This window comes from Shinella zoogloeoides, assembly GCF_030733845.1.
GTDB classification, from domain to species: domain Bacteria; phylum Pseudomonadota; class Alphaproteobacteria; order Rhizobiales; family Rhizobiaceae; genus Shinella; species Shinella zoogloeoides_C.
Genome location: NZ_CP132311.1, coordinates 852143 through 864950 on the forward strand (window position 1 = coordinate 852143; position 12808 = coordinate 864950).

The 12808-nt window shown below is 65.7% G+C and carries 13 protein-coding genes; 5 read left to right on the plus strand and 8 right to left on the minus strand.

The window, feature by feature from the left end:
* Window positions 1-11: 11 nt before the first annotated feature.
* The 4 genes from Q9316_RS05140 to Q9316_RS05155 all read right to left on the minus strand — a co-directional run bounded on the left by Q9316_RS05140 (window position 12) and on the right by Q9316_RS05155 (window position 4410).
* Window positions 12-1253 carry an MFS transporter gene (locus Q9316_RS05140; protein ID WP_306034158.1) on the minus strand — a complete coding sequence of 414 codons (1242 nt, stop codon included), beginning with the start codon at window positions 1251-1253 and terminating at the stop codon, window positions 12-14.
* A gap of 317 nt (window positions 1254-1570) precedes the next feature.
* Complete coding sequence (locus tag Q9316_RS05145; RefSeq protein WP_306034159.1) at window positions 1571-1948, minus strand: response regulator; 378 nt, start codon at window positions 1946-1948, stop codon at window positions 1571-1573.
* Window positions 1917-3866, minus strand: coding sequence for a sensor histidine kinase (locus tag Q9316_RS05150; RefSeq protein ID WP_306034160.1), 1950 nt, complete (start codon window positions 3864-3866; stop codon window positions 1917-1919). Before Q9316_RS05150 ends, Q9316_RS05145 begins: the two co-directional genes overlap by 32 nt.
* Window positions 3867-3966: 100 nt before the next feature.
* Window positions 3967-4410, minus strand: coding sequence for a MarR family winged helix-turn-helix transcriptional regulator (locus tag Q9316_RS05155; RefSeq protein ID WP_306035218.1), 444 nt, complete (start codon window positions 4408-4410; stop codon window positions 3967-3969).
* A 169-nt stretch (window positions 4411-4579) separates the two neighbouring features.
* Between Q9316_RS05155 and Q9316_RS05160 the strand changes: the two genes are divergently transcribed.
* The 4 genes from Q9316_RS05160 (at window position 4580) to Q9316_RS05175 (ending at window position 6850) form a co-directional block, all read left to right on the plus strand.
* The gene (locus tag Q9316_RS05160) at window positions 4580-5002 is read left to right on the plus strand and encodes an organic hydroperoxide resistance protein (RefSeq protein WP_306034161.1); all 423 of its coding nucleotides are present in this window, start codon (window positions 4580-4582) and stop codon (window positions 5000-5002) included.
* Window positions 5003-5158: 156 nt separating this feature from the next.
* Window positions 5159-5335, plus strand: coding sequence for a hypothetical protein (locus tag Q9316_RS05165; RefSeq protein WP_306034162.1), 177 nt, complete (start codon window positions 5159-5161; stop codon window positions 5333-5335).
* A gap of 419 nt (window positions 5336-5754) precedes the next feature.
* Window positions 5755-6132 carry an MbcA/ParS/Xre antitoxin family protein gene (locus Q9316_RS05170; protein WP_306034163.1) on the plus strand — a complete coding sequence of 126 codons (378 nt, stop codon included), beginning with the start codon at window positions 5755-5757 and terminating at the stop codon, window positions 6130-6132.
* Window positions 6092-6850, plus strand: a complete 759-nt coding sequence (locus Q9316_RS05175; RefSeq protein ID WP_306034164.1) for an RES family NAD+ phosphorylase — start codon at window positions 6092-6094, stop codon at window positions 6848-6850. The genes Q9316_RS05170 and Q9316_RS05175 overlap by 41 nt, the downstream gene beginning before the upstream one ends.
* Here Q9316_RS05175 and Q9316_RS05180 read toward each other — a convergent pair.
* Entirely contained in the window at window positions 6839-8365 is a 1527-nt protein-coding gene (locus tag Q9316_RS05180; protein WP_306034165.1) for an ABC-F family ATP-binding cassette domain-containing protein, read from the minus strand. The genes Q9316_RS05175 and Q9316_RS05180 overlap by 12 nt on opposite strands.
* Before the next feature lie 544 nt (window positions 8366-8909).
* Window positions 8910-10466: a helicase HerA-like C-terminal domain-containing protein gene (locus tag Q9316_RS05185; protein WP_306035219.1), complete on the minus strand. Its 1557-nt coding sequence runs from the start codon at window positions 10464-10466 to the stop codon at window positions 8910-8912.
* A 224-nt stretch (window positions 10467-10690) separates the two neighbouring features.
* On the opposite strand from Q9316_RS05185, the gene Q9316_RS05190 reads away from it, so the two are divergent.
* Window positions 10691-11083, plus strand: coding sequence for a hypothetical protein (locus Q9316_RS05190; protein WP_306034166.1), 393 nt, complete (start codon window positions 10691-10693; stop codon window positions 11081-11083).
* Between the two features lie 41 nt (window positions 11084-11124).
* Here the strand turns inward: Q9316_RS05190 and Q9316_RS05195 are convergent, their stop codons facing one another.
* Window positions 11125-11637, minus strand: a complete 513-nt coding sequence (locus Q9316_RS05195; protein WP_306034167.1) for a ClbS/DfsB family four-helix bundle protein — start codon at window positions 11635-11637, stop codon at window positions 11125-11127.
* A gap of 5 nt (window positions 11638-11642) precedes the next feature.
* Window positions 11643-12797, minus strand: coding sequence for an MFS transporter (locus Q9316_RS05200; RefSeq protein ID WP_306034168.1), 1155 nt, complete (start codon window positions 12795-12797; stop codon window positions 11643-11645).
* Between the last annotated feature and the right edge of the window lie 11 nt (window positions 12798-12808).

The following is a 12808-nucleotide window of genomic DNA, read 5'->3' on the forward strand; positions in this document are numbered from 1 at the left end:
TTGCCGCAGCCTCAAGGCCGGCCGTTGCGGTCCTTCTCCGAGGCGGCGAGCTTGTTGAAGAAGAAGGAGGTGCGCAGGAGGTTGCGGAAGCGGCTGCGCCGCTCGCCGGCCGGCACGGCGGGGCGCGCGCTCATGCGCAGCGCCGTATAGGCCATGAAGGCGACGAGCACGACGGCCGTATAGAGGAACAGCGCCTGCGGCCCGAAGAACTGCAGCAGCACCGAGGCGAAGAGCGGCCCGATGATCGCCCCGCAGGACCAGAAGAACAGCATGCCCGCCGAGACCAGCGCGTGCTCGCCTTCGCCCGCATGGTCGTTGGCATGGGCCGAGCAGAGCGAATAGAGCGGCATGGCGAAGGCGCCGAAGATGAAGATGCCGACGAGGTTGCGGATTTCGTTGCCGCCGGCGAAGAAGGCGAGGTAGAGGGCGGCGAGCGTCGAGCCGAGCGTCGCGACGAGGATGATCAGGCGTCGGTCGAGCTTGTCGGAATAGAGGCCGAGCGGATATTGCAGCACCACGCCGCCGACGATGCCCGCGCTCATGAAGCTGGCGATGGCCGTTACCGAAAGCCCGATATCATGGCCGTAGATCGGCCCGAGGTTGCGGAAGGACGCATTGGTGAGGCCGACGACGATGCAGCCGACGGTGGCGAGCGGCGAGATGTTCCAGAGCTTCTTGATATCGAAACGGATCGCCTCCGGCACGGTCGGGCTGGAGCGGTCGGCCAGCGAGATCGGCACCAGCGAGAGCGACAGTGCCATGGCGACGATGGCGAAGAGCTCGAAGCCGCCGATGCCGATGCCGGGGATGAGATATTGCGCGGCCGTCACGGAGCCGAGATCGACGAAGCGGTAGATGGAGAGTGTGCGCGCCCGGTTCGCATTGGTGACGGAGGCGTTCAGCCAGCTTTCGACGGTGGCGAACAGGCTGGCGAAACAGATGCCGGCGACGAGGCGCATCGCGAACCAGAACAGCGGATCGATGACGAGCACCATGGCGATGGCGGAAGCCGATGCGATCGCCGCCATAGCCGAAAAGGTGCGGATATGGCCGATGGCCCGCAGCACGCGCGTCACATAGATGCAGCCGATGGCAAAGCCGATGCTGTAGCCCGCGCCGAGAAAGCCGATGAGCGAGGTGGAAAAGCCCTCCTGCGAGGCCCGAAGCGCGATGAACGTGCCTTGCAGCCCGTTGCCCCCGATCAGGATGCCGGCGGTGACGAGCAGGGGAATCAGGGGGCGAATCGTGGACATGCGGCCACTATGGCGAAGCTTTTGCGGAAAGGGAGAGGGAAAGCGGGGTAGGGTGATTAAATTGTATGCAATGAGGGACAGCGCTGTCGCCTGCGATGGAAAACCCCTCCCCAACCCCTCCCCACAAGGGGGAGGGACTTAACCCGCGGCACGCTCGGCGTGAAAAATGGAAGGAAGAGCAAGCATCTTGCGTTCTCCCCCCTTGTGGGGGAGATGCCGGCAGGCAGAGAGGGCCTTCCGAATCACTCGCACGACCATCTGCGGGGGAGATGCCTGGCAGGGCAGAGGGGGGCATCCACACCCGCCCAAGCCGCCGCTCAATCCCCTAGCAGCTCCGCCATGACGGCGAGGTGTTCGGCCTGCAGCGGCTTTTCGAAATAGCTCTTCACGAAACTGTACTGCATGGCCCGTTCGCGATCCTTGCCGAGATGCGAGGAGGTCAGCATGGCGACGATGGGGGCGTGCACCTCGAATTCCTGCGCATAGCGGTCGAGGAATTCGAAGCCGTTCATGACGGGCATGTTGATGTCGAGGATGATGGCGTCAGGCGTCTCGGCCTGCAGGATATCGAGCGCCTCCGTGCCGTCGAAGGCCTTCAGCACGCGGATCGACGGATCGAACTTGCGGATCGTGTATTCGCAGATGAACTGGTCGTTCTCGTCGTCATCGACGACCAGGATCGAGGTGATCTTCATGCCTGTCCCCATCGGGCAGTTCCAGGATGAACCGGCTGCCCTTATCTCTTGCTTCATAGAGCGCGGTTCCGCCGAGGGATTCGGCGCTCTTTCTCAATATGTAGAGGCCGAGCCCGCTGCCGAAGGACCGGTTCGGGTGCAGCCGTTTGAACATCTTGAACAACAAATGGCGGCTTGCGGGCGGAACGCCCAGGCCGTTGTCTTCCACCGACAGCCGCAGCTTGCCGGCATAGCGGAAGGCGCGGACATCGATCGCCGGCTCTGCCTCCTTCGGGTCGTAATACTTGACCGCGTTGGACAGCATGTTGCCGACGATGACGTGGAATTTCGACGGCTTGCTGACGATTGTCAATTCCGGGGGGACGTGATTTTCGATGCGGATGCGCTTGATATGGTCGAGGTCGGACAGCGCGTCGATCGCTTCCGAGACGAGCGCCCGCAGCGAAATGGGCTGGTCGTCCTCCTCCATCAGCCGGTTGCGCGTGATGGTGATGATGTTCTGGATCAGGTGGTCGAGGCGGCGGAAATTCTGCTCCATGCGCTGGAGCATCTGGCCGAGCGCCGGAAGGTCGCCCTCCGCCAGCATGTCGCGCGAAATGGTAAGCAGGCCCATCGAGGAGGCGATCGGCGAGCGCAGGTCGTGCGAGGTGCGGTAGGCGAATTCCTCCAGCTCGGCATTGGCCTCGATCAGCGCCTTCTCGTTCGCCTTGCGCTCGGAAATGTCGCGCACGATGCCGCTGTAGATCGTCGATCCGTTGAGCTCCACCTTCGCGACGGCAAGGTCGAGCGGGAAGGTAAGGCCGCTCTTGCTGCGCCCTTCCACCTCGCGGCCGATGCCGATGACCTTCGCCTCGCCGCTGCGGTGATAGTTGCCGATATAGCCGTCATGGGCGCTGTGGTAGGGCTCCGGCATCAGCATCTTGACGTTGCGGCCGATCATCTCGTCCGGCGCGTAGCCGAAGATGCGCGTGCAGGCGGCATTGACGGTGAGGATGATGCCGCGGTCGTCGATGGTGATGATGCCGTCCACGGCATTGTCGATGATGGCGGCAAGGCGCGCCCGGCTTTCGGCAAGGTCGGCGGCCATGGCGCGGGACCGGCGGGAGGAGAGGTAGAGATGGGCGATCAGGCCGCCATAGAGCGCGCCTGAGATCAGCACGAGCAAGGACAGCGTCGAGCGTGCGTCGCCGCCGCTGGAGAAGGTGATGCCGAAGGAGGCCTCGTAGCGCGCCAGCTCGTAGTAGCTCATGGCCAGAAGCAGGAGATAGGTGGCAAGGCCGAGAAGGCCGGCGATCGTCACCCGGTGGTAGCCGGTGGCCTCGGTGCCGGCGAAGACGAGGGCGATGGCGAGCGCCACGAAACAGCTCGCGCTCTGGAAGGACATGCGCGTGTAGCGCACCCAGTCATGGGCGAAATCGAGCGCGATGGCATAGCCGATGAGGGCGGCGGCGGCGATGATGAAGGTGGCGAAGCCGAGCGCGATCTGGGAGGTGCCGTTGCCCCGCCGCAGCGCGCGCAGGCAGAGCGCAACGCTGACCAGCATGAAGCAGAGCGCCGTGTTGGGCGCGATGCGCCCCGGCAGGCTGGTGCCGATATCGGCGAAGGGCTCGTAAAGCAGCGTGTCGATGCCGGCATCGATGCTGAAGAGATGCTGCGAGAGGGCGAGGGCGCCAAACAGCAACACCGGCACCATCATCAGCGCCGGCAGGCGTCGGAAACCCTTCGTGGCAAGCAGCAGGGCCGTGCCCACGACAGTGAAGGCGAGCGCCGCATTGAACTTCATGCCGAAGAGGGACGGGTGGTCCGCCGCCAGGCCCGCGGGTTCGGCAAGCCACAGCGCCATCATGGCAACGCCCACGGCGATGCACCAAAGGCTCGCCGCGACGTTCGCCTTCTGCCAGGATTCCTGCCGATTCAACCTTGCCCCCGCGCGGTTCCGTTCCGCCGCGCGCACCTTAGCGCGGCGGTTGAATCGGGAACAGGTCCCGCAAGGGAAGAACCTGATAAAATCCTACTTTTCAGGCGGCGTCATCGCGCGCCTGGCCGGTCTCCAGCTTCTCGGTCAGCTTCTGGAGGTCGCCGGTCAGCGCCTGCAGCGCTTCGAGCGAACAGCCGGTCGCCTCGCCGATCGCCGTGCGGATGGCGAGGGCGTCGCGCTGCATCGCGCGGCCCTTGCCGGTCAACGTCACCAGCACCTGCCGCTCGTCGCTTTTGTCGCGGGCGCGGTTGATGTAGCCGGCCGCCTCGAGCCGCTTGAGAAGGGGGGAGAGCGTGCCGGAATCGAGCCCCAGCTTGGCGCCGAGCGCCTTCACCGTGCGCCCGTCCTCCTCCCACAGCGTCATCAGCGCGATATATTGCGGATAGGTGAGGCCGTAGGGGTCGAGCAGGGGCTTGTAGGTGCGGTTCAGCGCGTGCGCGGCGGAATAGACGGCAAAACAGAGCTGCGCGTCGAGCGCCAGCATGCCCGCCGGCCCCGTCGTTGCGCTATCGCTTGTCTCAGCTTCGTCACGTTTGTCGCTCATGCTGCCATTGTCGCATAAAAGGCCGAAATTGCAATTTGCAAAATCATATTGCGCGCAATTTAATTTTGCGATATCTATTCCGCCATCAACAGCAAGGAAGGAGACACTCATGCCCATTCTCTACACGACCAAGGCTTTCGCAACCGGTGGCCGCGCCGGCCATGGCGCGACCGAGGACGGCACCGTCGACGTGACGCTGACGCTGCCGAAGGAACTTGGCGGCGACGGCGCCTCCGGCGCCAACCCGGAAAAGCTGTTCGCCATCGGCTATTCCGCCTGCTTCCTCGGCGCGCTGAAGTTCGTCGCCGGCCAGGAAAAGGTGAAGATCCCTGACGACGCCAAGGTCACCGCGACGGTCGGCATCGGCCCCCGCGAGGACGGTGGCGGCTTCGGCATCGAGGCAGCCCTCGAAGTGTCCGTGCCCGGCGTCGACAAGGCCGTGGTCGAGGACCTCGTCAAGAAGGCCCACGTCGTCTGCCCCTACAGCCACGCCACGCGCGGCAACCTCGACGTCAAGACGACCGTCGCCTGATCCGCTGCGCATCTGAAACTGAAAAGGCCGTCCGGACCCGCACCGGGCGGCTTTTCCATGTGTTCCCCGCGGAACAGCGGCGGGCGGGTCGATGTGAGACCTTCTGATCACCGGACGAGAGAGGCTCGTCCCCACCAAATGATCAGGAGAGACCCCATGCGCAAGTTCATCATTTCCGCCGCCATCGCCGCCGTCGCCGCCGTTTCCTTCGCCGCCCCCTCGCAGGCCGGCTACTACAGCTACGGCTACAAGCCGCACTGCTTCATCAAGAAGGTGAAGTCCTACGACTACTACGGCAATGTCGTGATCAAGAAGATCAAGGTCTGCAAGTAAACCACCCCGACTGACCTCCCCGAAGGCCCGGATGTCCCTGCATCCGGGCTTTTCGCTTGCGCAGGGGCGGAGGGCAATCGCATATGGCAGGACGTTGCGGTTTTCCCCCTTCTCCCCAGTGGGGAGAAGGTGGCCCGAAGGGTCGGATGAGGGGGGATGCGGCGGACAGTGTTGTTCTCTTGCCTACGGCATCCCCCTCATCCGCCTGCCGGCACCTTCTCCCCATTGGGGAGAAGGGGACAAGCCCGCATGTTTCACGTCATATGCGATAGTCCTGCGGTTGTGCAGAGGGTGGAACCCCAGTCGAGCTAGACTTAAGAAGAAAGGGATGGCGGCCATAGAAACCCGCTATTGGTGGCATCACCCTTGTCATAGGAAAAATATTGTCTATATTCTTTCTCATGAAAGGAGATCGCATCATGCAGCGCAAACCCATCCTACAGGCCAATGCCGAAGGCGTCGTGCTCACCAAGGCGGCCGTCAATGCGGCGGACCGGCTGGGGTTGACGGCGCGCGTGCTCTCGGCGGTCATCGGCGTTTCCGAGGCGACGGTCTCGCGCCTGAAGCGGCAGGACGTGCTTTTGGAGCGCGGCACCAAGCCTTTCGAGCTTGCCGTTCTGCTGGTGCGCCTGTTCCGCTCGCTCGATGCCATCACCGGCGGCGACGAGGGCGTCGCGCGTAGCTGGATGACGGCGGACAACACTGTGCTTGGCGCCCGCCCGGTCGATCGCATCATCTCCATTTCCGGTCTGGTCGATGTCCTTGCCTACCTGGACGCCCGCCGCGCTCTCGTCTGAGGCGCGGCCCTTTGCGGGCAGCGTCTGGCGTTTCGTCGAGGCGCAGCACCGCGTCTCCACGCTGAAGCTCGTCGATACGCTGGACGAGCAGGCGCTGCTGGAGGACATCCTGGAGGAGAGCAAGCCGGTGCTGCCGCCCGAATGCGCCGGGCTCGACTACCTGCTAGCAACCCCGTTCCGCTACGGCGCGGTCTATCCGCACGGCTCGCGCTTCCGCAGGGCGGGGCGCACGCTCGGCATCTATTACGCGGGGCTGACGGTGGAGACGGCGCTCGCCGAGATGGCCTTCTACCGGCTCCTCTTCTTCGCCGAATCGCCCGCGACGCCCCTGCCGGGAAATGCCGCCGACTACACCGCCTTTTCCGCCGCGGTCGCGACGGCGGCGGCCATCGACCTCACGCGCCCGCCGCTCGACCGGGACGCCGCCCTCTGGACGCACCCGACCGATTACGCCGCCTGCCAGTCGCTGGCGGACGGCGCGCGGGCGGCCGGCGCCGCCGCCATCCTCTACCGCTCGGTGCGCGATCCTGCCGCCGGCACCAACCTGGCGCTCCTCACCGCCACCGCCTTCGCCCAGCCGAGGCCGGTGGAGCGCCAGACCTGGCGCATCCGGCTTTCCGCCCTCGGCGTGCAGGCGCTGTGCGACCACCCGCCAAGGCGCATCGGCTTTTCCCGCGAGGATTTCAGCGCCGACCCGCGCATCGCCTCACGCCGATAGCGCGGCCTCAGTGAAGAAGTCCTCCGGCCCGTCCACCTCGACCAGCCGCCGCTTCTCGATCAGCCAGAAGCGGTTCGCCACCGCCCGCACGAAGGCGCGGTCGTGCGAGACGAACAGGCAGCTCGCCTCGCGCGCCGTCAGCTCCCGTTCCAGCGCTTCCTGCCCCTCTATGTCGAGATGGTTGGTCGGCTCGTCGAGCAGGAAGAAGTTCGGTTCGGCAAGCCGCAGCACCAGCATGCCGAGCCGAGCCTTCTGCCCGCCCGAGAGCTGCCCGACCGACCGCCCCTGCATCTCGATGGAAAAACCCGCGCCGGCCAGCAGGCTGCGCGCCCGCTGGTCGCCGATATCGAAGCGGTGGATGATCGTGTCGTGCGGCGTCTTCTCGTCGGAAAGGTCCGACAGCGCCTGGTCGCCATAGCCGAGCACCAGCGAGGACGTCGCCTTGATGCCGTCAAGGGTCCCGCCCGCCGCCTCGACCGCGCGGCGCAACTGGCCGACCAGCCGCGTCTTGCCGGCCCCGTTGAGGCCGAGCAGCACGATTCGGTCGCCCTGGCAGATGAATTTCTGCCCGGTGCGGAAGAGCAGGGTGCCGTTGGGCGTTTCCACCGGCGCGTCCTCCAGCGTCACCAGCACCTTGGCATGGGTGCCGCGATTGGCGAGCCGGATGGCGCCGGCGGAATTCTCCTGATGCGCCGGCCTTGCGGCCTCCTCGATCCGCTCCGCCCGCGCCTTGAGCTGCTTGGTCTTCACCACCAGCAGGTCACTGCCGGAATTGATGCCGATATTGTTGAGCTTGGCCGCCTGCTGGCGAAGCTGCTGGGCGGTCTTCATGTCCTTCTCGAAGCGCCGCTCCTCGGCCGCGTCCGCCTCGTCCAGCGCCGCGCGGGCGCGCGAATAGGGCAGGGCGAAGAGCTGCGAGCGCTCGGGGCGCAGGAACAGCGTGCGGTTCGTCACGGCATCGAGGAAGGCGCGGTCATGGCTGGAGATGATCACCGGCATGTCGCGCGGCAGGGCGCCGAGCCAGGCCTCCAGCATGGCGATCTTCGACAGGTCGAGATGGTTGGTCGGCTCGTCCAGCAGCAGCACGTCCGGTTCGCCGACGCGCACGCGGGCAACGAGCGCGATGCGCTGCCAGCCGCCGCTGAGCGCGTCGAGCCGGCGCGCGCGCAGCGCCTCCGGCACCTCCAGCTCCTCCAGCGTCACGTCGGCGCGCCAACTCTCGCTTTCCTGCTGCTCGGGCGTAAGCGCGCTCAGCACCGCCTCGCGAAAGGTGAGCTTTTCCAGCCCGGCGGGAAGATTCTGCTCCATATGCCCGACGGTAAGGCCGCGGGCGCGAAAGATCTCGCCCGTCGTCGGCTCGAATGCGCCGGTGATGCAGCGCAGCAGCGTCGATTTCCCCCGCCCGTTGGCGGCGACGAGCCCGATGCGGTCGCCGGCGGCGAGGGAGAGGGTGAGGTTGGCAAAGAGCGGCGTGGACAGCGTGACGCCGAGCGCACGGATATTGATGAGCGACATGGAAATTCTCTGGTCTTCAAGGCCCCGCGGCGCGGCATGGGCCGTCAAGCGCGCAAAGGCTCAAGGGATTTGACGCAGGCAGCATGAGCGGCCGGCATCGCCGGATAGGGCAGACCAGAAGAGAAAGTGTGTTCGTTCCGATCAGCCCTGCAAACGCATTTGCAGGGCAAAATCAGGACCATGGGTGCGATGTGGCAGGAAGCCGAACTTCACGGCACAGTCCTCTGTTGTGGGGTTGCGAACGGGGGATGGATAGCATTGGGAGGGGGCTGTTGGCAAGCGGAGTGGTGCCCGCGCGGATAACGCGCATCGTCGTCGGCGGTGCCGGAAGCGCGCGGCCTGATGTCTCCCCTCAGCACTCCCCACACCCACCGTCACCCCGGACTTGATCCGGGGTCCAGCCACCGCGCGTCTGCGCGGTGAAAGGACTTTTACGGCAGGAGACTCCGGATCAAGTCCGGGGTGACGGAGGAGAGGTCAGAGCGTGAGGGAGAGGCTTTCCGTCGCTGCGAGGTTTCCCAAAGCGGAGCAGACCGCGCAGCCCCTACCGCCGCAAACTCCCCAAAATCCCCCGCACCAGCGCCCGCCCGAGCGAAGACGCCACGGTGCGCGCTACCGACTTCATCGCCGCTTCCGCCACCGTCTCGCGCTGGTAGCCGCTGCGGGCCTTGGGCTGCTTGGGGGCCGGCTGGGCGGCGGGTTCCTCGTCGCCGAAGCCGGGCAGGGTCCAGCGGCTGCCGCCGGCGGGCTTTTCTTCGGCCTCGGCCTGTTCCTGCGCGGCGGCGGCGTCCGCTGCCTTCTGGGCGCGGGCCATCAGGATCTCGTAGGCCGATTCGCGGTCGATATCCTCGTCGTAGAGGCCGCCGACCGGGCTCACGCCCATGATCTGCTGGCGCTCTGCATCCGTGACCGGGCCGAGCCGCGAGGACGGCGGGCGGACCAGCGTGCGTTCGACCATCGAGGGCGCGCCCTTGCCTTCGAGCGTCGAGACGAGCGCTTCGCCGGTGCCGAGCTGGGTGATCACCTCGGCGCAGTTGAAATCCGGGTTGGGACGGAACGTGTCGGCGGCGGTCTTCACCGCCTTCTGCTCGCGCGGCGTATAGGCGCGCAGCGCATGCTGCACACGGTTGCCGAGCTGGGCGAGCACGGTTTCCGGCACGTCGAGCGGGTTCTGCGTGACGAAATAGACGCCGACGCCCTTGGAGCGGATCAGGCGCACGACCTGCTCCACGCGCTCGATCAGCACCTTCGGCGCGTCGTTGAAGAGCAGGTGCGCCTCGTCGAAGAAGAAGACGAGCTTGGGCTTTTCCGGATCGCCCACTTCCGGCAGCACCTCGAAAAGTTCGGAGAGCATCCAGAGCAGGAAGGTGCCGTAGAGGCGCGGGTTCATCATCAGCTTGTCGGCGGCCAGCACCGAGATCGCGCCGCGCCCGTCATTGGTGGTGCGCATGATGTCGGAGATTTTCAGCGCCGGCTCGCCGAAGAACTGTTCCGCGCCCTGCTGCTCGAGGATCAGCAATTCGCGCTGGATCGAGCCGACGGAGGCCTTGGAGATGAAGCCGAACTGGTTGGAGAGCGCCGAGGCGTTCTCGCCCATATAGTTGAGCAGCGCCTGGAAATCTTTCAGGTCGAGCAGCGGCAGGCCGCCCTGGTCGGCGATCTTGAAGGCGATGTTGATGACGCCTTCCTGCGCGTCCGTCGCATTCATCAGGCGCGACAGGAGGAGGGGGCCCATCTCGGAGATGGTGGTGCGGACCCTATGGCCCTTCTCGCCGTAGAGATCCCAGAAGATGACCGGGAATTCCTGGAACTCGTAAGGGGTGAGGCCGATCTGGTCGGCGCGCTTCTGGAGGAAATCCTTCGCCTCGCCCATCGCGCCGATGCCCGAGAGGTCGCCCTTCACGTCGGCACAGAACACCGGCACGCCGGCATTGGAAAAGCCCTCGGCGAGGATCTGCAGCGTCACCGTCTTGCCGGTGCCGGTGGCGCCGGTGACGAGGCCGTGGCGGTTGCCGAACTTCAGGTCCAGATATTCCGGCTTGTTGTTCGTATCGTCCGGCTTGCGGCTGGTGCCGATATAGAGTTTTCCGTCCTGAAGAATGGGTTCCGCCACGTTGAAACTCCCTGGCTGCCGGTCCCTACGATTCGCGGCCAAGCGACGCTTCGGCCATGTTTTCATTGAATCGTCTCACGCAGGTTATAAGGATAGTCCGGCACGGGAACAACACGGTTTCGCTCCCTGTCGAAGACGCGATGTGCCGGCTTGAGTTTGTCGAAAAAGTCATTTACCTTGACGTCAACGTCAATTCCTTCGGAGGGTTTTCCATGAACGATCTCGTCACCCGCGTTTCCAATGCTGTCGGCATCGACGCCGCTCTGGCTGAAAAGGCCATCGGCATGATGCTCGGCTTTCTGCAGCGCGAAGCGGCCGACGGCCCGGTCGCCAAAATGATCGAAGCCATTCCCGGCGCCTCCGATCTCGTCGCCAAGTACAATGGCGAAGGCCAGGGCGGCGGCGGCCTGCTCGGCGGCCTGATGAGCGCCATCGGCGGCGGCGGCGTGATGGGCCTCGGCCAGCAGCTCATGAGCCAGGGCCTCGGCATGGGCGAGATCACCGGCCTTGCCAAGGAAACCATCGCGGTCGCCCGCGAGCATGCCGGCAGCGACGTGGTCGACGAAGTCGTCGCCTCCGTCCCGGGCCTCAGCCAGTTCGTCTGAGCCTGCCTTCGCCATCCCGTGCCCGCGCGGGATGGCTATCCTTACGCTTTTGCATGGGATTTCAGCCATTTGCGCAGGCGGCCTCGCGCATTGGCATAGGGCGATGACGTGTTGAACTGGATCATCCTGCCCATCGTCCATTTCTCGTACCAGGGACGCCCGTAAAGCGCCGCATCGTCACATTGGCCGATGAAGGCGACGATCCTCTTCTTTGCGGCATGCAGCCGCTCGACGAGCTGCGGATAGGGAACGCCCGCATAATCCCCGTAGAATTTTCCGGCGAGCCTGCCCAATTCGTTCCACTTGAACCCCGTTTCCGGAAAATCGACCTGTAGGCCGGCGGCATCCCGGTCCAGCCATTTGAGCACCAGCTCGTTCCAGCCGGTGAGGTAGGCGACGAGGTCGAAGGGGCTCATCTGCGTGCCTTTGGCGTGCCCCTCCATCGTGCGTTCGTGGACGAGGGCCGCAGGCACGTCTTCCAAGGCCCGGACGAGCTTGCCGAACTCCGCGTCGATCGCCGCCAGCAGCGCGCCCTTGTCTTGCGGAACCGCCATGGTGCCTACCGCCGCCGTGCGAAAAACAGCGCGGCGGTGAAGATGGTGAGGCCGATGCCGACCGAGAGCGGGCCGGCCTTCGGGCCGCCTGCCTCCATGATCGCGCCGGTGATGCTGGAGCCCGCGCCGCTGCCGGCGGCATAGGCGAGCGCGAAGGCGGCGGCGCCTGCCACCAGCATGGCGCCGTTGTAGCGCTCGCCAAGCATGGTGAGCGCGCAGGTATAGAGCGAGAACGTCGCGGTGCCCATCAGCGCGAAGACCGCAAGGATCGCAGGCTCCGATTCCATCGACGGCAGGATGAGGTAGCTTGCGGCGGCCACGGTGACCGCGGCGAGCGCCACGCGTTCGCGCGGCAGCTTGTCCAGCAGCACGCCGATAAAGGGCTGGGCGATGGCGGTCGGCAGCGCCAGCACGGTCACGCTGATCGCCGCAAAGGCCTCGCTATGGCCCATCTTCACGAAATAGACCGGCATGGCGGAGATCGCCGCGATATCGGCGAAGCCGAAGACGAAGACCATGCCGGCAAGAAGCGGCGCCGCCTTGAAGAAGCGGAAGACGTCGCCGGTGGAGGAGGGCTCCGGCACCGTGCGGGTGGAGAACATCAGCATGGCGGTGGCGAAGGCGACGATGGCGAGGTAGACGGCGGTCATCGCAAAACCCAGCCCGCCCTCGCTGCCGAGCAGCGGAATGGCGAGCGGCCCGGCGGCAAAGCCGGCGCACATGCCCGCGCCGTAGAAGCCGGAGACCCGGCCGCGCAGCCGGTCCGGGCAGGCGGAGTTCAGCCACGCCTCGCCCAGCATGAAGATGAGGCTGGCGAAGAAGCCGAGCAGGAAGCGCGCGACGAGCCAGACCGCGAAGGAGCCCGTGGCCGCGAAGGTGGCAAGGCAGAGCGAGCAGCCGACGAGGCTGGCGATGATCAGCCGGTCGGCACGCCAGCGCGCGGTGAGGCTGCCGAGCAGCAGCGTCGAGGCGGCAAGGCCGCCGGCAAAGGCCAGCGCATTGACGCCGATCAGCCCCGGCGAGAAGCCGCGCGCCTCCAGCGTCAGCGAGATCAGCGGATAGGTGAGCCCCTGCGCCACGGAAAAGGCGGTGACGCCGAGGATGACGGCGGCAATGGCCGGCCAGTCCGGCGAAAAGACGGTCGGGGACGAGGACTGCATGAAGGGCTCCC

What these genes read in the sequence shown, in the direction of transcription:
- Q9316_RS05160 (WP_306034161.1), top strand. Translation starts at nt 4,580, where the DNA reads ATGCCCATTCTCTACACGACCAAGGCTTTCGCAACCGGTGGCCGCGCC.
- Q9316_RS05170 (WP_306034163.1), top strand. Translation starts at nt 5,755, where the DNA reads ATGCAGCGCAAACCCATCCTACAGGCCAATGCCGAAGGCGTCGTGCTC.
- Q9316_RS05155 (WP_306035218.1), bottom strand. Translation starts at nt 4,410, where the DNA reads ATGCTGGCGCTCGACGCGCAGCTCTGTTTTGCCGTCTATTCCGCCGCG.
- Q9316_RS05180 (WP_306034165.1), bottom strand. Translation starts at nt 8,365, where the DNA reads ATGTCGCTCATCAATATCCGTGCGCTCGGCGTCACGCTGTCCACGCCG.
- Q9316_RS05145 (WP_306034159.1), bottom strand. Translation starts at nt 1,948, where the DNA reads ATGAAGATCACCTCGATCCTGGTCGTCGATGACGACGAGAACGACCAG.
- Q9316_RS05140 (WP_306034158.1), bottom strand. Translation starts at nt 1,253, where the DNA reads ATGTCCACGATTCGCCCCCTGATTCCCCTGCTCGTCACCGCCGGCATC.
- Q9316_RS05165 (WP_306034162.1), top strand. Translation starts at nt 5,159, where the DNA reads ATGCGCAAGTTCATCATTTCCGCCGCCATCGCCGCCGTCGCCGCCGTT.
- Q9316_RS05190 (WP_306034166.1), top strand. Translation starts at nt 10,691, where the DNA reads ATGAACGATCTCGTCACCCGCGTTTCCAATGCTGTCGGCATCGACGCC.
- Q9316_RS05195 (WP_306034167.1), bottom strand. Translation starts at nt 11,637, where the DNA reads ATGGCGGTTCCGCAAGACAAGGGCGCGCTGCTGGCGGCGATCGACGCG.
- Q9316_RS05175 (WP_306034164.1), top strand. Translation starts at nt 6,092, where the DNA reads ATGTCCTTGCCTACCTGGACGCCCGCCGCGCTCTCGTCTGAGGCGCGG.
- Q9316_RS05200 (WP_306034168.1), bottom strand. Translation starts at nt 12,797, where the DNA reads ATGCAGTCCTCGTCCCCGACCGTCTTTTCGCCGGACTGGCCGGCCATT.